The following is a 17,829-nucleotide window of genomic DNA, read 5'->3' as shown; positions in this document are numbered from 1 at the left end:
GTACTCGAAACGGCTAGAGGTCGAAATCGTAGTCGGCCAGTTGCTTTTGCAGGCGTCGCTCCTCGAGCAGATTGTCAATGGTGCGCCGCTTGCTCAGATTGGTCTTGGCCGGTTCGTTCGGGGCTTGTTCGGTATCGTCCGCTTCGACGGCGACAAAATCGTCATCGATGTCTAATTGCTCTTTGCCAGTACTCATGAAGGTGACTCCAGGCTTCGGCTCTGTTGGCGCACCTTATATCGACAAACATGAAGCGGGTAAAAAAGATTTTTTCAATCGATCGGCCGGCAATAATCTATCTGCCTCAATCGTCGGACGTTTTTAGTTTGTAATCGCACAAATCTTCGATTCGGCAACTGCCGCAACGGGGCTTGCGTGCCTGGCATACGTAGCGGCCATGCAATATCAGCCAATGATGTGCATCCAGCAGATAATTTCTGGGTACAAATTTCATCAGCTGCTTTTCGACCTCCACGACGTTTTTGCCAGGAGCGATGCCGGTTCGGTTGCTGACCCGAAAAATGTGCGTATCAACGGCCATGGCAACCTGGCGAAAGGCCGTGTTGAGTACCACGTTGGCGGTTTTGCGTCCTACGCCCGGCAGTGCTTCCAGCGCTTCGCGGGTTTCGGGCACTTCACTGTTGTGCTGCTCCATGAGCAACCGGCAGGTTTCAATGACGTTTTTGGCCTTGCTGTTGTACAGGCCAATCGTCTTGATGTATTCGGACAGGCCATCGACGCCCAGCGCGTAGATCGTCTCGGGCGTGTTGGCGACGGGATACAGCCGAGCGGTTGCCTTGTTGACGCTGACGTCGGTGGCCTGCGCCGAAAGAATCACCGAAATCAGCAGCTCGAACGGGGTGGTGTACGCCAGTTCGGTCTTGGGATCGGGATTGTCCTCGTGAAGCCTGCGAAAAATTTCCAGACGTTTTGCAGCATTCATGAAAAACGCGATTCCTTGGGTGGGTCAGACTGCCAGATGGTGGCTGGGATCGTAATTTGCCACTGTACCGTCGGTTTGCCAAATGGCCCGGTGGCAGTGGGTCAGGTCGGTTAGTCAGCCGATGTCGACAGCGCGCGTTCTTCAGCGTCGAGTTTCTGCTGCGCATCCTGCAGTTGCTGATTCAGCGTGTCCAGATGCTCTGGCGCAGCGGCCGCCGTCTGCGCCTTCGCAAGGGCTGCACGGGCCATGGCCTGCTGAATTCTGGCGCGCTTGACTGCGCTGTCATCCTTCTTGGCTGTCGGTGGTGCCACCACAACGTGTGTAGCGCCAAGAAGCTGTTCCAGAGCCTGCTCGGCGGCTTCGTATTCGAGTTGAAGCTCGACCAGCCGTCTGGCCTGTTCGGCAATGGGCGGGTGCCCGAAGGCCTTGAGCGACTTGTTCAACTGCGCTCGACTCATGGCGACCGTGATACGGGCTTTTTTCAGTGCCTGCTCATCAATGGCAGCCACTTCAGTGCTGCTGTTCTCTTGCCGAGAAGTCGGGCCTGGAGCCGTTTTCTGCGCTCTGGCCATCCGTTCGGCCTGACGCTGGTCCTGTTCGCGCTGCAGGCGTCTGTTGCGCGATTCGAAGCGGCGGCGGGCGTGGTCGCGCTTGTGGAGACGGGCTTGCCGCTGCAGTGCGCTCAGTGCCAGGTCACCCACCAAGGGGATAACTGCGTTCACGGGCGATACCAGGGCTGGCAGAGGATGCATTTCAATGCAGTCCACAGGGCACGGTGCAACACACAAATCGCAGCCTGTGCATTCGTCGATGATCACCGTGTGCATCAACTTGGCGGCGCCGACAATCGCGTCGACAGGGCAGGCTTGAATGCATTTGGTGCAGCCGATGCACTCAGCCTCTCGAATGAAGGCGACCTGAGCCGGTGCCGATCCGCGCTCCGTATCCAGAGGCAGAACCGGAAGGGCCAGCAGTTTTGCCAGCCCGGCAATGGTTTCGTCACCTCCGGGCGGACATTTGTTGATTGCCTCGCCATCGGCAATGCCTTGCGCATAAGGCTTGCAACCGGGGTGCCCGCACTTGCCGCATTGTGTCTGCGGAAGGAGAGCGTCAATGTGCTGGATCAGGTTCATGCGCTTGCCGGGTAGCGAACAGGCGTTAGCCAGTAGGGTTCAGAGAGGGGCATTGTTGCGGATATGCAAAAGCCCGGCACCCGCCGTCTATCGGCGGATACCGGGCTTTTCTGTCGCTTACTTGATGCGTTGGCCCGGCTTGGCGCCGCTGTCCGGGCTCAACAGGTAGATTTCTTCACCGCCAGGACCTGCCGCCATCACCATGCCTTCCGAGATGCCGAAGCGCATTTTGCGAGGCTTGAGGTTGGCAATCATCATGGTTAGGCGACCTTCCAGCTCGCTCGGGTTCGGGTAAGCGCTCTTGATACCCGAAAACACATTACGCTGCTCGTCGCCGATATCCAGTGTCAGGCGCAGCAGCTTGTCTGCTCCCTCCACATGCTCGGCCTTGAGGATCAGGGCAACGCGCAGGTCGACTGCTGCGAACGCGTCGAAGTCGATTTCTGCTGAAAGAGGATCCTTGACCAGCTCGCCGTTGCCTTGAGGCGCGGTGTCGGTGGCGCTTGCTGCCAGATCTTCCCTGGATGCGGCGGTCATGGCTTCAACCTTGACCGGATCAATCCGCGTCATCAGTGCCGAGAACGGATTGAGCGTGTGGTTGACCAGCAGTGTCTTGTGGTCATCCCAAGTCAAAGGTGCGACGTTGAGGAACGCCTCGGCGTCGGCAGCCAGTTTCGGCAATACCGGCTTGAGGAAAATCACTAACTGGCGGAACAGGTTGATACCAAGGGCGCACACAGCCTGGACTTCATCCTGCTTGCCTTCCTGCTTGGCCAGCGCCCAAGGAGCCTTTTCAGCGATATAGGCGTTGGCGCGGTCGGCCAGGGCCATGGTTTCGCGCATGGCGCGGGCGAAATCGCGGGCTTCATAGGCCTCGGCAATGCCTGGCGCAGCGGCCAGGAATGCGTCAGTCAGCTCCGGCGCAGGGTTGGCAGACACCATGACCCCGGCATTGCCTTTATGGATGAAGCCTGCACAGCGGCTGGCGATGTTCACCACCTTGCCGATCAGGTCGGAATTGACCTTCTGGATGAAGTCTTCGAGGTTGAGGTCCAGGTCATCCACGCCACGGCCCAGTTTCGAGGCGTAGTAATAGCGCAGGTATTCGGGCGACAGGTGTTCAAGGTAGGTGCGCGCCTTGATGAACGTGCCACGGGATTTGGACATCTTCTGGCCGTTGACGGTCAGGTAGCCGTGAACATTGATCGCAGTTGGCTTGCGCAGGCCAGCCCCTTCCAGCATGGCTGGCCAGAAGAGGGCGTGGAAGTTCACGATGTCCTTGCCGATGAAGTGATACAGCTCGGTGGTCGCGTCCTTGCCCCAGTAAGCGTCGAAGTCGAGCTCAGGGCGGCGTGCGCACAGGTTCTTGAAGCTGGCCATATAACCGATAGGCGCATCGAGCCATACGTAGAAATACTTGCCTGGCTCGTCCGGGATCTCGAAACCGAAATACGGCGCATCGCGGGAGATGTCCCACTGTTGCAGGCCGCTGTCCAGCCATTCGGCAATCTTGTTGGCGACGGCGTCCTGCAGGGTTCCGCTGCGCGTCCAGTGCTTTAGCATGGCGTCGAACGCCGGCAGGTCGAAGAAAAAGTGTTTGGAGTCTTTGAGAACGGGTGTCGCACCGGAAATCGCCGACTTAGGGTCTTTCAGATCCGTGGGGGCGTAGGTCGCGCCACATTTTTCGCAGTTGTCGCCGTACTGATCCTCGGTACCGCATTTCGGACACGTGCCCTTGATGAAGCGGTCGGCCAGGAACATTTTCTTTTCCGGGTCGAAATACTGGGTGATCGAGCGCGTGGCGATGTGGCCTGCATCGCGCAGACGGGTATAGATCATGCTCGACAACTCGCGGTTTTCATCCGAGTGCGTCGAGTGGAAATTGTCGAAATCCACCAGGAAATCAGCAAAGTCGGCGCTGTGTTCGGCCTTGACGTTGGCGATCAGTTGTTCAGGGGTAATCCCTTCCTTTTCGGCACGCAGCATGATTGCCGAGCCATGGGCGTCGTCTGCACAGACATAGGTGCATTGATTGCCGCGATGCTTCTGGAAACGCACCCACATGTCGGTCTGAATGTACTCGAGCATGTGACCAAGGTGGATGGAACCATTGGCATAGGGCAGGGCGCTGGTAACGAGAATCTTGCGTGGCTCGGACATGGGGCTCGGCTACTTGAACTGAAACGGAGGTCGGCCACTATAAAGGTCTGAGCGATTTTTTTCACCTCGTGCGGTTGTGGGCATGCTCCTGGATGTGGAGTGAAACCATGTCGGCGTCCGGCAGAACAGGTAGGATAGCCGCCTGTTTTACTCAGTCTTTTTTCGGAGCGAGCCCATGAGCGCTGTCAATCGCGCGGCGGTGGAGACGATTCTTCGCCAGTACACCGACCCCTATCTGAATCAGGACCCGCTCAGCGCTGGCTGTGTACGGGCCATCGAGATCGAGGGGTCGCAGGTCACCTTGCGACTCGAACTGGGCTATGCCGCCGACTTGTTCAAGAACGGCTGGGCGCACGTCCTCAAGACGGCCATCGAGAATATTGAAGGTGTATCCGCTGCCAAAGTCGAAATCAGTACCGTCATCAATGCACACAAGGCTCAGGGCCAGATCCCCGGCCTGGCCAATGTGAAAAATATCGTGGCCGTGGCTTCTGGCAAAGGCGGCGTTGGCAAATCCACCACGGCGGCCAATCTGGCGCTGGCGCTGTCTCGCGAAGGTGCGCGGGTAGGGATTCTCGATGCCGATATCTACGGGCCCAGCCAGGGCGTGATGTTTGGCATCCCCGAAGGTACAAGGCCAAGGATCAGGGATCAGAAATGGTTTGTGCCGATTGAGGCGCATGGCATCGAAGTGATGTCGATGGCGTTTCTGACTGATGACAATACACCAATGGTCTGGCGTGGACCGATGGTGTCGGGGGCGTTGTTGCAACTGGTCACGCAGACCGCATGGAATGATCTGGATTACCTGATCATCGACATGCCGCCAGGCACCGGGGACATCCAGCTGACGTTGGCACAGAAAGTCCCGGTGGCCGGTGCTGTCATCGTCACCACACCGCAGGATCTGGCGTTGCTGGATGCGCGCAAGGGCGTCGAGATGTTCCGCAAGGTCAATATCCCGGTGCTGGGCGTCGTTGAAAACATGGCGGTACACATCTGCTCGAACTGCGGGCATGCCGAGCATCTGTTCGGTGAGGGCGGTGGCGAGAAGCTGGCTTCGCAATACGACGTCGAGTTGTTGGCCTCATTGCCGCTGTCGATGCTGATTCGCGAGCAGGCTGATGGCGGCAAGCCCACAGCGATTGCCGAGCCGGACAGTCAGATTGCGATGGTGTATCAGGAGTTGGCTCGCCATGTCGGCGCGCGGATCGTCTTGCAGGAGGCGGCCAGTCCGGCCATGCCGACGATCTCTGTCAGCGATGACTGATCGGTAGGTCGTTTGTTGAGAGCGGGTCGGCCTTGTTTGGCCCGCTTCAAGCCGGGATTACGGTTGGGCTTAAATCGCAGGCAATAAAAAACCCCGCTTTTGAGGGCGGGGTTTTTAAGCGAATCAGTACAAGTTAGATAACTTGAACTTCTTCAGCTTGCATGCCTTTCTGACCGCGGGTAGCGATGAAAGAAACCTGTTGGCCTTCTTTCAGGCTTTTGAAGCCGTCGGATTGGATAGCTTTGAAGTGTACGAACAGGTCGTCACCGGATTGTGGAGTGATGAAGCCGAAGCCTTTTTCATCGTTGAACCACTTAACGGTACCAGTTTGGCGATTGGACATAGTATATCTCCTTGGACAAAGTTAACTGCGGCGTAGGAAGAGCCCTGGCCGAGACTGAGTGCAAAGAGCTGGAAAATTCATGGAGATGGTTGGATCGAAATTCAACATCGTGTAGAGATTCTCAGTGACACAAGCAACACAGTGACGCCACCTTAACCCTTTTTGTCTGACGTGCCAATGGTCTGTCGAGGATTATTTCCATTCGCGTCGAAAGTGCGGCTCAGGTCTCATGGATGGCAGATATGTTGCCTTTGAACACGTGGCGCAGGCCCGGTAAGATGCAGCACATCTTTTTCACCTCGTAGATCAGGACATTCCCATGAGCATCAAATCGGACAAGTGGATTCGCCGCATGGCGCAAGAGCACGGCATGATCGAGCCCTTCGTCGAGCGTCAGATGCGTGGCGAAGGCGCAGACCGACTGATCTCCTACGGGGTGTCCAGCTACGGCTACGATGTGCGTTGCGCCGATGAATTCAAGGTCTTCACCAACATCAATTCGGCCACTGTCGATCCGAAAAACTTCGATGAAAAAAGCTTTGTCGACGTCAAGAGCGACGTGTGCATCATCCCGCCGAACTCGTTCGCGCTGGCACGGACCGTCGAATATTTCCGCATTCCGCGCAATGTCCTGACCATCTGTCTGGGAAAAAGCACTTATGCGCGCTGCGGCATTATCGTCAACGTCACGCCGCTGGAACCGGAGTGGGAAGGCCACGTGACCCTGGAATTCTCTAACACCACCACCTTGCCGGCGAAAATCTACGCCAATGAAGGCGTGGCCCAGATGCTGTTTCTTGAGTCTGACGAGGAGTGCGAGGTTTCCTACAAGGATCGCGGGGGCAAGTATCAAGGGCAGCGCGGCGTTACCCTGCCACGCGCCTGATTTTTTCGGTGTTCTCTGTCACACGATGGAATTAATGTTCGTTTTCGCACTCTATTGCCTCACATGCATTCGTTTACGGTTGTAGGCGAAAGCCATTGCTCAGGAGTGACCTATGAAGACCACGTTCAAAACCTCTGAACAGGAAACATCTCCTCCACTCAACGAGATCGGACTGCTGGCCTGGTCACTGATGGCTCATACAGAGTTGAACATGGTGGGGGGCGGCATTCCGGGAGATCCGGGACCAGACACGCCCTATCCCGAGCCGAGCGAGCCGGGTGTACCTACCGTGCCGGACGAGCCACCACCTGCACCTGTTGCCTGATTCCCGAACGCCCGCTGTCTCTATCGAGACCGCGGGCGTTTTCGTTTATCAAGCCTTCACGCTACCGGCCAGATTGCCCCGTCTCCGGTGACATAAATCATTGTGTTCTTCGCTGGGCGGATAGCGAAGCCCCCGGTGAACTCGCCGAACGCAGGCAGCAGGCTGACCTTCTGGCCGAGATAGAAACACGCCAGTCTCAAGCTCTGCCGACCCCGCCCATGCAGGCGGTAAACCGGGTGGACATGTCCTGCCAGAACATGATGCGTCGCGTGCGCGTCGGGTTCGTGTTGTAACGCGAACGGGCCCAGCAACAAGGGTTCTGCCACCACCTCTATATCCAGGCTGGTTGGCGGGTCGCCTGCACGCTTGTCGTGGTTGCCGCGTATCAGGGTGATTCTCAGTCCTGCCCGGCTCGCCCGCCATTCATGCAGCGAATGGAGCGTGCCCAAGGCATGAGACTCGGGGGCATGCATGAAGTCCCCGAGAAAGATCAGGTGCTCGCAGAGGTAGTCATCAAGTAACCGGTCCAGACGCCGCAGGTTGGCCTGGGTAGTGCCGTGCGGTACTGGCTGGCCCAGTTTGCGGTAGGCGGCTGCCTTGCCGAAATGTGCGTCGGCGATCAGCAGGGCGCGTTCGGCAGGATAGTAAATGGCCTTGTCGGCCAACAGCCACAGCTCTTCATCTGCCAGCGTGATAGCAATGCAGGGCTTCATTAATCAGATTCCGGGCCAGCGGCTTTTTCCAGATCGCGCACCATGCGCGCGATACGGTCAGCCAGTTTTTCCGAGCTGAGGCTCTCGCGAAAGCGCTCCACCAACAGGGGGAAGGCAAGTGGGGTGGCGCGTTTGATTGGATGCAGGTCGAGCCTGCGGGTGTTGATCTGGCGTAGGGTATGCGCCAGTCGGGCCAGGTCCAGTTCCTGGCGCAACACCTCCTGCTCAGCCTGCGTCAGCAACATGTTGTCGGCGTCGTATTGTTTGAATACCTCGAAAAACAGTCCGCTGGACGCCTGCAACTGACGGTTGCTCTTGGCCGCACCGGGATAGCCCGAGAACACCAGGCCCGAGATGCGGGCGATCTCGCGAAAGCGCCTTAGCGCCAGTTCGCCCGCGTTGAGGCTGGCCAGAATGTCGGCCATCAGGTCTTTCTCAGAAAACAGGTCAGCCTGCAATGCCTGTCTCCAGTCCATTTCGCTCGCGCTCAGCAGTTCGAGGCCGTAATCGTTGACGGCGATCGAGAAGGTCAATGGCCGGTGCTGGCTCAAGCGCCAGGCCAGCAGGCTCGCCAGCCCCAGATGCACATGGCGACCGGCGAACGGATAGAGAAACAGGTGCCAGCCCTCACGGGACTTAAGCGTTTCAGCCAGCAGCGTGTCGCGTTGTGGCAGCCCGGACCATTCTCGTTGTACTTCCAGCAGGGGTTTGACGGCCTGCATCTCGGGGCTGTCGAAATGACCATGCGCGGCGGCATCGAATTTCTCCACCACGGCGTCCGCCAGTTCGCTGGACAGTGGCATACGCCCACCATTCCAGCGCGGCACGGCGGCTTTCTTGCCCGTGGCGCGTTTGACATAGGCGGTCATGTTCTCGACCCGTACCAATTCCAGCAAGCGTCCCGCAAACAGAAAGCCGTCCCCGGGCTTGAGGCGTGCAATGAAGCCCTCTTCGACGCTGCCCAGAGAGCCGCCACCGCCGCCTTTCTTCCAGTATTTGAGATTGATCGTAGCGTCGCTGACGATGGTGCCGACGCTCATCCTGTGTCGACGTGCCAGCCGCGCATCAGGCACGCGCCAGATACCGTGCTCGTCCGGCTCGGCCCGTCGGTAGTCGGGGTAGGCCGTCAGCGAGTGGCCGCCATTGCGTACGAAGGCCAGCGCCCACTGCCACTGTTCATCGCTCAGGTCGCGATAGGCCCAGGCGGTACGCACTTCTGCCAGCAACTCGTCAGGCAGAAAGCCTCCGCCCAGTGCCACACTGACCAGATGCTGCACCAGCACGTCCAGCGGCTGGTGAGGCGATTCCCTTGGCTCGATCAACCGTGCGGCGACCGCATCATGGGCGGCGGCGGCCTCCACCAGTTCAAGGCTGTGGGTCGGCACCAGCGTTACCCGCGAAGGACGCCCCGGTGCGTGCCCTGAGCGCCCCGCGCGCTGCATCAGGCGCGCCACGCCTTTGGGGGACCCAATCTGCAGCACGCGCTCCACGGGCAGGAAGTCCACGCCCAGGTCCAGGCTGGAGGTGCAGACTACGGCCTTGAGCGAACCTTCCTTCAAGGCCCGTTCGACCCAATCGCGGACCTCGCGGGCCAGGGAACCGTGGTGCAGGGCGATCAGCCCGGCCCAGTCCGGGCGGGCTTCCAGCAGCGCCTGATACCAGATTTCCGATTGCGCGCGGGTATTGGTGAACAGCAGGCAACTGGCGCTTTTTTCAACCTCTGCGACGACCTGCGGCAGCATGCGCAAGCCCATATGACCCGCCCAGGGAAAGCGCTCGATGGAGGGCGGCAAGAGCGTATCGACCTGCAGCGTTTTGACCACCTTGCCTTGAACCGTGACGCCGCCTTCGCCCAGCAGCACTTCCTGCGCGTGCTGCTGGTTGCCCAGGGTTGCAGAAATGCCCCACACGATCAGTTGTGGATTCCATTGGCGCAAGCGGGCCAGTGCCAGTTGCAACTGAACGCCGCGTTTGTTGCCGATCAACTCATGCCATTCATCGACCACGACCATGCGCAACGTCGAGAGCGTCGGCTGGGCGTCAGCACGCGTCAGCAGCAGGGTCAGGCTTTCGGGGGTGGTGATGAGTGCAGACGGTAGTCGACGCCCTTGCCGGGCGCGTTCGCTGCTGCTGGTGTCGCCGGTGCGCAGGCCAACTGACCAGTTGATGTCCAGCTCGGCCAGCGGCGCTTCAAGCGCGCGCGTAGTGTCGGCGGCGAGTGCGCGCATGGGCGTGATCCAGAGGACGCTCAGCGGCGCGGCAGGCGGCTTTTTCTTGCGGGGTTTGTCTTCGGTCGAGGATTGGCTCAGGGCGAACCGGTTGAGCGCCGCGAACCACACCGCATAGGTTTTGCCTGAGCCGGTACTGGCGTGCAACAGGCCGGACTCACCCTGTTTCACCGCCGCCCAGACTTCCTTTTGAAAGGCGAACGCCTTCCAGCCTCGGGCGCGAAACCATCGCTGAGCGAAATCGTTGGGTCTGCTCATGCGGTCGAAATGCTCTGAAGGGCGATAACTCAGAGACAGCAGGAAAAGGGTAATAGTTTTAAACAGTTATCGAGGGATACCCTGATGTCTCTGATACGTGGGAGACACCGCCGCCTATTCAGGGCTGCGCTGTCTCGGCGCAAGTATGGGTTTGTGGGAGGCGGCTTGCCGGCGATGCAGGCGACGCGATGCGTCAGACAGACCGCATCCTATCGTTCATCGCCAGCAAGTTGAACTTCCACAGGTGCCGGATCCTGCCCACGCTCTGCGTCACCTGCAGCAATTACTTCAGGTTTCCGCTCAAGAACTGCTGCAACCGCTCGCTCTTGGGGTTGTTCAGCACCTCATCCGGGTGCCCGGATTCTTCGATCTGGCCCTGGTGCAGGAACACCACCTGGCTGGCCACTTTACGGGCAAAGCCCATTTCATGAGTGACCAGGATCATGGTGCGGCCTTCATCGGCCAGGCCCTGAATCACCTTCAGCACTTCACCGACCAGCTCCGGGTCGAGTGCCGAGGTCGGCTCATCGAACAGCATGATCTCCGGTTCCATCGCCAGCGCACGGGCAATCGCCACGCGCTGTTGCTGGCCGCCGGACAGAAACGCCGGGTACTGGTCGGCCACGCGCTCGGGCAGGCCGACCTTGTCCAGGTATTTGCGTGCACGGGCTTCGGCTTCGGCTTTAGGCACACCCAGCACCCGGCGTGGCGCCATGGTGATGTTTTCCAGCACGGTCATGTGTGCCCACAGGTTGAAGTGCTGGAACACCATGGCCAGTCGAGTACGGATACGTTGCAGCTCGTCCGGGTCGGCCACACGCATGCCATCCTTGTCGCTGACCATGCGCACTTGCTGGCCGTCCAGGCTCATGGCGCCGTCGTTGGGCTGTTCCAGAAAGTTGATGCAACGCAAAAACGTGCTCTTGCCCGAGCCGCTGGCGCCGATCAGGCAGATGACATCACCGCTGCTGGCCTTGAGCGACACGCCCTTGAGCACCTCGTTGTCGCCATAGCGCTTGTGCAGGCCATCGATGGTCAGTTTGTACATGAGAGGTCCTCAAGGAGAAAGTAGGTAGCCGCTGCGATAGGCCCGCGTGCCCGCTATATGGGCGATGACCATGCCTGCGGTGGCCATGCGGCGCAACGAGCGCGCATACAGCAGACCCGCATTGAGCGAATGAATGCTGGTCACCGCGTCGCTGATCGGGTCAATGATCTCGGCGATCAGTTGTCCGGCTTCGACGTGCTCGCCAGGCGTCGCACAGAACACCAGCAAGCCGCCGACCGGTGTCGCGACCGGCTCGACCGCTGCCAGAGGCGTCGCGGGGTACAGCAGTTCGGGCGGGATCTGCCGTTCGCCGTCGATCAGGCCGGCATCGACCAGGTAATTGATGATCGCCTGGCTGTCACGGCTGGCCAGTGAGTGATTGACGTCGCCTTGCCCACGCAGCTCAAGGGTCACCGAGAAGCTGCCCATCGGGATCGGGAAGCGCTCGCCGAAGCGCTGCTGCAATTGCCACCAGACCAGCGTGAAGCATTCGTCGAACGACTGACCGCCTGAATTGGTCGCCAGCAGGCTCGCCTGTGCGCCGAGGTAACGTGACAGCGGCTCGACCTTCGGCCAGGCTTCGGGCGTGGTGTACAGGTGCTCGACCGACTCGAAGTCGCAATGCAGGTCCAGTACCATGTCGGCATCGCAGGCCAGGCGCTGTAGCGTCAGGCGCAATGATTGCAACTGGGTGGTCGGTATCCGGGCGTTGAGCGCGGCGCGCAGGCTGTCGCGCACCAGGGTGCGGTTCTGAATCGGGTCCTGGGTCAGCCGCGCTTCAATCTCGTCGCCCACGTGTTGCCCGAGGTCGATGAACCCGCGATTGAAGTTCTGTCCGCTTTCCAGCTCGTAGCGGCCCAGCGGCGTGTCCATCAATACCTGTTCGAGACCTATGGGGTTGGCCACCGGCACCACGACGATTTCGCCCAGCAGGCGACCGGCGTTTTCCAGCTCGGCCAGCCGCTGCTTCAAGTACCAGGCCACCAGCATGCCGGGCAGTTCGTCGGCATGCAGGGAAGCCTGAATGTAGACCTTGCCCGCGCCGTTCTGAGGGCCGTAGTGAAAGCTGTGAACGCAACGCACGGTGCCCGGCAGCGGCGACAGCACGTCATGGGTGTGATGGAGCATGGTGGCGCTGTCCTGATTAATGAGCGGGGCCGAGGAAGGCCAGCCAGCGACGTTCGGCAAGACGGAACAACCCGACCAGAATGAACGTAACGGTCAGATACATCACGGCAGCGATCCCGAAGGACTGGAAGGTCATGAAGGTCGCCGAGTTGGCGTCCCGCGCGACTTTCAGAATGTCCGGCACGGTGGCGGTGAACGCCACGGTGGTTGAGTGCAGCATCAGAATCACTTCGTTGCTGTAATACGGCAGCGAGCGGCGCAGCACTGACGGCATGATCACATAGGCATACAACTTCCAGCCGCTCAGGCCGTAAGCCTTGGCCGCTTCGACTTCGCCATGGGCCATGCTGCGGATCGCACCGGCGAAAATCTCGGTGGTATACGCGCAGGTGTTCAGGGTGAACGCCAGGATGGTGCAGTTCATCGCATCGCGAAAGAACGCATCCAGCAAGGGTTGCTCACGCACTGCTGCAATGCTGTAGATGCCGGTGTAGCAGATCAGCAACTGGATGTAGAGCGGTGTGCCACGAAACAGATAGGTGTAGAACTGCACAGGCCAGCGGACCCAACGCCTGCTCGATACACGGGCGATGGACAGCGGAATCGACAGGCAGAAACCGATGGCGATAGAGGCGCTGAGCAGCCACATTGTCATCGCCAGGCCGGTCACATTCACGCCGTCTGTATAAAGGAAGGGCTTCCAGTATTCCTGAAGCAACTCGATCATCGCTGCGCCTCCCGGCTGCCTGCGGCGTAGTGCCGTTCAGCCCAACGCAGGGCGAAGTTCGATGCGCTGGTGATCGCGAGATAGATCAGTGCGGCCAGAACCAGGAAGTAAAACAGTTGATAGGTGCTCTTGCCCGCGTCCTGCGAAGCCTTGACCAGATCGGCCAGGCCAATGATCGACACCAGCGCGGTCGCCTTGAGCAGCACTTGCCAGTTATTGCCGATGCCGGGCAGCGCATAGCGCATCATTTGTGGAAACACCACAAAACGAAAACGCTGGCCGCGTGTGAGGCCGTAAGCGGTGGCGGCTTCTACTTGACCACGCGGCACTGAAAGAATCGCGCCGCGGAACGTCTCTGTGAAGTACGCCCCGTAAATGAAGCCCAGCGTGATGACGCCTGCGCTGAACGGATTGATTTCGATGTATTCCCACTCCATGGCGTCGGTCAGGCTGGTCAGCCAGGTTTGCAGGCTGTAGAAAATCAGCAGCATCAACACCAGATCCGGAACGCCACGGATCAACGTGGTGTAGACCTGTGCCGGCACGCGCAGCAGCGCCGAGCTCGACAGCTTGGCGCTGGCCCCGATCAATCCGAGCACGATGCTCAGAAACAGGGACAGCACCGAAAGTTGGACGGTCATCCAGGTGCCTTGCAGCAGCAGCGGGCCGAAGCCCTTCAGGCTGAAGGCCGAAAGTCCGAGGGTGTGCATCAGTGAGTCGAGCATGGATAAAACCTTGAGCGGTCACGAACAGAAACGCCCATCGAAGGGCGGCGAATCATCGCCGAAATCGATGGGCGTCGAGGTGTTATTTACCGCTGTACAGATTCAGGTCGCCAAAGTGCTTTTTCTGGATTTCGGCGTAGGTGCCGTCATCGTGCAGCGCTTTGATGCCTTTATCGAGAAGGGCTTTGAGTTCTTTGTTGCCTTTGGCGATGCCGATAGCGGTCTTGGATGGCAGCAGTGGGCTGTCTACCGGTTCGCTGACTTCGTAACCCGCACCGGCTGGCGATTTCAGGAAACCCAGTTCAGCTTGCAGCATGTCCTGAATGGATGCATCCAGACGGCCGGAAGTCAGGTCAGCGTAAACCTGATCCTGGTTGGCGTAGGCCTGGGTTTTCACGCCAGCCTTGTCCAGTACGGCCTTGGCATAGGCTTCCTGGATGGTGCCTTGCTCGTAGCCCACGGTCTTGCCTTTCAGGCTGGCCGGGTCAGCGGTGAGGCCTGCACCTTTCTTGAACACCAGTGAGGTCGGGCCGGAAAACAGTTCGTTGGAGAAATCGATGACTTTCTCGCGAGCCGGGGTCACGGTCATGGAGGAGATCACGCCGTCGAACTTACGGGCTTTCAAGCCCGGAATCATGCCGTCAAAGTCGCTTTCAACCCACTTGCAGGTGACTTTCAGCTCTTTGCAGATGGCGTTGCCCAGATCGATATCGAAGCCCACCAGGCTGCCGTCGGCGGCTTTGGATTCGAACGGTGCGTAGGAAGGATCAACGCCGAAGCGCAGCTCCTTGTACTCCTTGGCCATCGTGTTACCAGCGGCCAGGCACAAAGCCAGTGCGGAAAGGGTCAGCCATGCTTTTTTCATTATTCAGTCCTTAAAACCTGATGGGGGTGTTGGGAATGCGCGAGGCTTGTTGCTACCGGCGGGTGCCAGACGCTCTAAGGTAGCAATTTTTGAACCAGAGAGACGAACGTGCGTTTGAAGTGTAAGTGGTTGTCGCTATTTCATATAAATGCATGGCGTTCTGCCTTCGCGGCGCCACAGAGGTCCGCGAGGATGTCCCTTTTACGCGAGGCTGATCGCGTGCAAGAGGGCGTTGCAAGCAGATTGGTAACGATCCTGGCGAGCGCGCACCGGCAGAGTGTGTAGGAATGATCAGATTTGGTGCGCCTAATTTTGAGCGCACTCTTCGGGTGCGTCAGATCAGCAGGTCTTGCAGCGTGGCCAAGCTGTCGGCTTCAGATACGGGCTTGTCCTGCCGCCAGCGCAGCATTCGCGGAAAGCGCACGGCAATCCCGCTCTTGTGCCGTTTGGACAGCGCGATGCCCTCAAAACCGAGTTCGAACACCAGCGTGGGGGTCACACTGCTCACCGGGCCGAATTTTTCGACCGTGGTCTTGCGCACGATGGCGTCGACCTTGCGCATCTCTTCATCGGTCAGGCCCGAGTACGCCTTGGCAAACGGCACAAGGGTGCGCTCGCTCGATTCAGGCGGGCCGTCCCACACCGCGAAGGTGTAGTCGCTGTACAGGCTGGCGCGGCGTCCGTGGCCGCGTTGTGCATAAATCAGCACCGCGTCCACGCTGAACGGATCGACTTTCCACTTCCACCAAACGCCCATGTCCTTGGTGCGCCCGACGCCATACAGCGAATCCCGCGCCTTGAGCATCATGCCTTCGACACCCAGGCTGCGGGACGCTTCGCGCTGGCTGGCCAGGTCGAGCCAGTCCTTGCCAGTCAGCACCGGGGAGGGCATGAGCACTTCACTGCGCGCCTCGCCGATCAGCGTTTCCAGTTGTGTGCGGCGTTCATGTTGTGGGCGGCTGCGCCAGTCGTGGCCTTCCCATTCGAGCAGGTCGTAGGCCAAAACCACGACCGGGACGTCGGTGAGGATCTTCTTGCCCAGCGTCTTGCGGCCGATACGTTGTTGCAGTAACGCAAACGGTTGCACCGACGGGGTGGCCTGTGGAGTGTCGCTGTTGAGCGCAAACTTCGCGTCGCTGTCGGGTGCCGTTTCGGGTGCTTTCCAGACCACGATTTCGCCGTCGATCACGGTGCCGTCGGGCAGGCACTGAACCAGACTGTGCAGCTCGGGGAAGCGATCCGTCACCAGTTCTTCGCCACGCGACCAGATCCATAGTCGCCCATCGCGCTTGACGAGCTGTGCACGAATGCCGTCCCACTTCCATTCCACCTGCCATTGCCCGGCCGGACCTAACAGTTCCTCGAACTGGTCGGCAGGCTGTTGCAGCGAGTGGGCGAGAAAGAACGGGTAGGGCTGGCCGCCGCGCTGCGCGTGTTCGTCTTCCGACTCGGCGGCGATCAGTTTCAGGTAGCGTTCGGCGCTTGGCCGGTGCGACAGATCGGTGTAGCCCACCAGCCGTTGCGCGACCCGTTTGCTGTCGATATCGGCCAGCGAGGCAAGGGCGCGAGTGACCAGCAGCTTGGATACGCCCACCCGGAAGCTGCCGGTGATCAGCTTGATGCACACCATCAGACTGCTGCGGTCCAGCTGCGACCAGAACGCAGGCAGACGCTCGGCCAGTTCGTCAGGCGGCAGACCGCGCAAGGGCAGCAGCTTTTCTTCCATCCAGACCGCAAGGCCTTCATCGTTGCTGTGCTCGGCTTGTGGCAGCAGCAAGGAGAGGGTTTCCGCCAGATCGCCTACCGCCTGATAGCTTTCCTCAAACAGCCACTCTGGCAGGTTACCCAAGGTCATTGCCTGTTCGCGCAGAACGCGGGTTGGCACCAGTTGCCGAGGCCGCCCACCCGACAGGAAGTACACCGCCCAAGCGGCGTCCTGTGGGTCGGTCTGTTCGAAATACTCACGCATGGCCGCGAGCTTGGCGTTGCTTGAGGTGGTGGCGTCCAGCCGGCTGTACAGTTCGGCGAAGGCTTTCATGACGCTGCCTCGCTCGATTTGTCAGGCTCCGCCTGCGCTGGGGCGTCGTCTTCGTCGCCGTATTCGGTTGTGAAACCTTGCGCGTCCAGGCCCAGTTCGCGCAGGTAGCGCACCAGCACGCCGACCGAGCCGTGGGTGACCATCACACGCTCCGCCCCCGTCTGTTCGATGGCCCACAGAAGTCCCGGCCAGTCTGCATGGTCGGAAAGCACGAACCCCTTGTCGACGCCACGTCGACGTCGTGTGCCGCGCAGCATCATCCAGCCACTGGCGAACGCATCGCTGTACTCGCCGAAGCGCTTCATCCAACTGCTGCCGCCTGCCGAAGGGGGTGCCAGAATCAGCGCCTGCCGCAATGCTGGATCGGTTTTCTTGAAATCACCTGCATAGTGGGTTTCAGGGATTCGAATGCCGCCTTCGCGGTACACCCGATTCAAGGGTTCGACTGCGCCATGCACCAGAATCGGGCCGATGCTGGCGTCGATGCCGTGCAAAATGCGCTGGGCCTTGCCGAACGAGTAGGCGAACAGCACGCTTGCTTTGCCCTGGGCCGCGTTGGCGCGCCACCATTCGTTGATCCCCTCGAAAATCTGCGACTGCGGTGCCCAACGGTAGATCGGCAGGCCAAAGGTCGATTCAGTGATGAAGGTGTGGCAACGCACCGGTTCGAATGCGGCGCACGTGCCGTCCGGCTCGACCTTGTAGTCCCCCGATGCCACCCAGACTTCACCTTCGTATTCCAGACGAACCTGCGCCGAGCCCAGCACGTGACCGGCCGGATGCAGACTGAGCTTCACGCCGTGATGCGTGATGGACTCACCGTATTCGAGGGTTTGCAGATTGATGTCCTGCCCCAGACGCGAACGCAGAATCCCCTCGCCACTGGCTGCCGACAGGTAATGCTCATTGCCGGTACGGGCGTGGTCGCCATGCGCATGCGTGATCACCGCCCGCTCGACCGGACGCCAAGGGTCGATATAGAAATCACCGGGTGGGCAATACAAACCTTCAGGGCGCGCAACGACAAGATCCATGGGACAA

The 17,829-nt window shown here is 59.7% G+C and carries 17 protein-coding genes; 3 read left to right on the top strand and 14 right to left on the bottom strand.

From position 1 onward, the window contains the following. Positions 1-13: 13 nt before the first annotated feature. The 4 genes from H8S56_RS08105 to metG form a co-directional block, all read right to left on the bottom strand. Positions 14-196 (bottom strand): PA3496 family putative envelope integrity protein, encoded by a 183-nt coding sequence (locus H8S56_RS08105; RefSeq protein WP_024686872.1) that lies wholly within the window; start codon positions 194-196, stop codon positions 14-16. Between the two features lie 106 nt (positions 197-302). Further along, positions 303-941 carry an endonuclease III gene (gene nth / locus H8S56_RS08100; protein ID WP_024686873.1) on the bottom strand — a complete coding sequence of 213 codons (639 nt, stop codon included), beginning with the start codon at positions 939-941 and terminating at the stop codon, positions 303-305. A gap of 110 nt (positions 942-1,051) precedes the next feature. After that, positions 1,052-2,074, bottom strand: coding sequence for an electron transport complex subunit RsxB (gene rsxB / locus H8S56_RS08095; RefSeq protein ID WP_187518343.1), 1,023 nt, complete (start codon positions 2,072-2,074; stop codon positions 1,052-1,054). A 117-nt stretch (positions 2,075-2,191) separates the two neighbouring features. Beyond that, positions 2,192-4,234: a methionine--tRNA ligase gene (gene metG / locus H8S56_RS08090; RefSeq protein WP_024686875.1), complete on the bottom strand. Its 2,043-nt coding sequence runs from the start codon at positions 4,232-4,234 to the stop codon at positions 2,192-2,194. 175 nt (positions 4,235-4,409) lie between these two features. On the opposite strand from metG, the gene apbC reads away from it, so the two are divergent. Continuing rightward, positions 4,410-5,504, top strand: a complete 1,095-nt coding sequence (gene apbC, locus H8S56_RS08085; RefSeq protein ID WP_187518342.1) for an iron-sulfur cluster carrier protein ApbC — start codon at positions 4,410-4,412, stop codon at positions 5,502-5,504. A gap of 133 nt (positions 5,505-5,637) precedes the next feature. Here apbC and H8S56_RS08080 read toward each other — a convergent pair whose 3' ends face one another. After that, positions 5,638-5,847: a cold-shock protein gene (locus tag H8S56_RS08080; RefSeq protein ID WP_002554837.1), complete on the bottom strand. Its 210-nt coding sequence runs from the start codon at positions 5,845-5,847 to the stop codon at positions 5,638-5,640. A gap of 319 nt (positions 5,848-6,166) precedes the next feature. Between H8S56_RS08080 and dcd the strand changes: the two genes are divergently transcribed. Together dcd and H8S56_RS08070 are read left to right on the top strand one after the other, a co-directional pair. Next, on the top strand, positions 6,167-6,733 hold the full coding sequence (gene dcd, locus H8S56_RS08075; protein WP_024686877.1) for a dCTP deaminase: 567 nt from the start codon (positions 6,167-6,169) through the stop codon (positions 6,731-6,733). Positions 6,734-6,845: 112 nt separating this feature from the next. Next, complete coding sequence (locus H8S56_RS08070; protein WP_024686878.1) at positions 6,846-7,058, top strand: hypothetical protein; 213 nt, start codon at positions 6,846-6,848, stop codon at positions 7,056-7,058. A 56-nt stretch (positions 7,059-7,114) separates the two neighbouring features. On the opposite strand, the gene pdeM is transcribed toward H8S56_RS08070, so the two are convergent. The 9 genes from pdeM to H8S56_RS08025 form a co-directional block, all read right to left on the bottom strand. Then, positions 7,115-7,771, bottom strand: coding sequence for a ligase-associated DNA damage response endonuclease PdeM (gene pdeM / locus H8S56_RS08065; RefSeq protein ID WP_024694870.1), 657 nt, complete (start codon positions 7,769-7,771; stop codon positions 7,115-7,117). Continuing rightward, on the bottom strand, positions 7,771-10,257 hold the full coding sequence (locus tag H8S56_RS08060; RefSeq protein ID WP_187518341.1) for a ligase-associated DNA damage response DEXH box helicase: 2,487 nt from the start codon (positions 10,255-10,257) through the stop codon (positions 7,771-7,773). The genes pdeM and H8S56_RS08060 overlap by 1 nt, the downstream gene beginning before the upstream one ends. A gap of 283 nt (positions 10,258-10,540) precedes the next feature. Beyond that, entirely contained in the window at positions 10,541-11,305 is a 765-nt protein-coding gene (locus H8S56_RS08055) for an ABC transporter ATP-binding protein (protein WP_024694872.1), read from the bottom strand. Between the two features lie 9 nt (positions 11,306-11,314). After that, entirely contained in the window at positions 11,315-12,433 is a 1,119-nt protein-coding gene (locus H8S56_RS08050; RefSeq protein ID WP_187518340.1) for a succinylglutamate desuccinylase/aspartoacylase family protein, read from the bottom strand. Positions 12,434-12,449: 16 nt separating this feature from the next. Continuing rightward, positions 12,450-13,160, bottom strand: coding sequence for an ABC transporter permease (locus H8S56_RS08045; RefSeq protein WP_024694874.1), 711 nt, complete (start codon positions 13,158-13,160; stop codon positions 12,450-12,452). After that, positions 13,157-13,885 (bottom strand): ABC transporter permease, encoded by a 729-nt coding sequence (locus H8S56_RS08040; RefSeq protein WP_187518339.1) that lies wholly within the window; start codon positions 13,883-13,885, stop codon positions 13,157-13,159. Before H8S56_RS08040 ends, H8S56_RS08045 begins: the two co-directional genes overlap by 4 nt. Positions 13,886-13,967: 82 nt before the next feature. After that, a complete protein-coding gene (locus tag H8S56_RS08035; protein WP_024686885.1) occupies positions 13,968-14,750 on the bottom strand; it encodes a transporter substrate-binding domain-containing protein in 783 nt (260 codons plus the stop codon). Positions 14,751-15,084: 334 nt separating this feature from the next. Continuing rightward, entirely contained in the window at positions 15,085-16,788 is a 1,704-nt protein-coding gene (locus H8S56_RS08030) for an ATP-dependent DNA ligase (protein ID WP_187518338.1), read from the bottom strand. Beyond that, positions 16,785-17,822, bottom strand: a complete 1,038-nt coding sequence (locus tag H8S56_RS08025; protein ID WP_024686887.1) for a ligase-associated DNA damage response exonuclease — start codon at positions 17,820-17,822, stop codon at positions 16,785-16,787. The genes H8S56_RS08030 and H8S56_RS08025 overlap by 4 nt, the downstream gene beginning before the upstream one ends. Positions 17,823-17,829 lie beyond the last annotated feature (7 nt).

This window comes from Pseudomonas triticifolii (genome assembly GCF_014358015.1).
Classification (GTDB): Bacteria; Pseudomonadota; Gammaproteobacteria; order Pseudomonadales; family Pseudomonadaceae; genus Aquipseudomonas; species Aquipseudomonas triticifolii.
Note: the sequence above shows the minus strand (reverse complement) of the source record. Positions and strands in the feature narration are given on the sequence as shown.

Bases quoted from the DNA above. Each gene is read 5' to 3' on its own strand.
- H8S56_RS08105 (WP_024686872.1), bottom strand. From the start codon at position 196: ATGAGTACTGGCAAAGAGCAATTAGACATCGATGACGATTTTGTCGCC.
- nth (WP_024686873.1), bottom strand. From the start codon at position 941: ATGAATGCTGCAAAACGTCTGGAAATTTTTCGCAGGCTTCACGAGGAC.
- rsxB (WP_187518343.1), bottom strand. From the start codon at position 2,074: ATGAACCTGATCCAGCACATTGACGCTCTCCTTCCGCAGACACAATGC.
- metG (WP_024686875.1), bottom strand. From the start codon at position 4,234: ATGTCCGAGCCACGCAAGATTCTCGTTACCAGCGCCCTGCCCTATGCC.
- apbC (WP_187518342.1), top strand. From the start codon at position 4,410: ATGAGCGCTGTCAATCGCGCGGCGGTGGAGACGATTCTTCGCCAGTAC.
- H8S56_RS08080 (WP_002554837.1), bottom strand. From the start codon at position 5,847: ATGTCCAATCGCCAAACTGGTACCGTTAAGTGGTTCAACGATGAAAAA.
- dcd (WP_024686877.1), top strand. From the start codon at position 6,167: ATGAGCATCAAATCGGACAAGTGGATTCGCCGCATGGCGCAAGAGCAC.
- H8S56_RS08070 (WP_024686878.1), top strand. From the start codon at position 6,846: ATGAAGACCACGTTCAAAACCTCTGAACAGGAAACATCTCCTCCACTC.
- pdeM (WP_024694870.1), bottom strand. From the start codon at position 7,771: ATGAAGCCCTGCATTGCTATCACGCTGGCAGATGAAGAGCTGTGGCTG.
- H8S56_RS08060 (WP_187518341.1), bottom strand. From the start codon at position 10,257: ATGAGCAGACCCAACGATTTCGCTCAGCGATGGTTTCGCGCCCGAGGC.
- H8S56_RS08055 (WP_024694872.1), bottom strand. From the start codon at position 11,305: ATGTACAAACTGACCATCGATGGCCTGCACAAGCGCTATGGCGACAAC.
- H8S56_RS08050 (WP_187518340.1), bottom strand. From the start codon at position 12,433: ATGCTCCATCACACCCATGACGTGCTGTCGCCGCTGCCGGGCACCGTG.
- H8S56_RS08045 (WP_024694874.1), bottom strand. From the start codon at position 13,160: ATGATCGAGTTGCTTCAGGAATACTGGAAGCCCTTCCTTTATACAGAC.
- H8S56_RS08040 (WP_187518339.1), bottom strand. From the start codon at position 13,885: ATGCTCGACTCACTGATGCACACCCTCGGACTTTCGGCCTTCAGCCTG.
- H8S56_RS08035 (WP_024686885.1), bottom strand. From the start codon at position 14,750: ATGAAAAAAGCATGGCTGACCCTTTCCGCACTGGCTTTGTGCCTGGCC.
- H8S56_RS08030 (WP_187518338.1), bottom strand. From the start codon at position 16,788: ATGAAAGCCTTCGCCGAACTGTACAGCCGGCTGGACGCCACCACCTCA.
- H8S56_RS08025 (WP_024686887.1), bottom strand. From the start codon at position 17,822: ATGGATCTTGTCGTTGCGCGCCCTGAAGGTTTGTATTGCCCACCCGGT.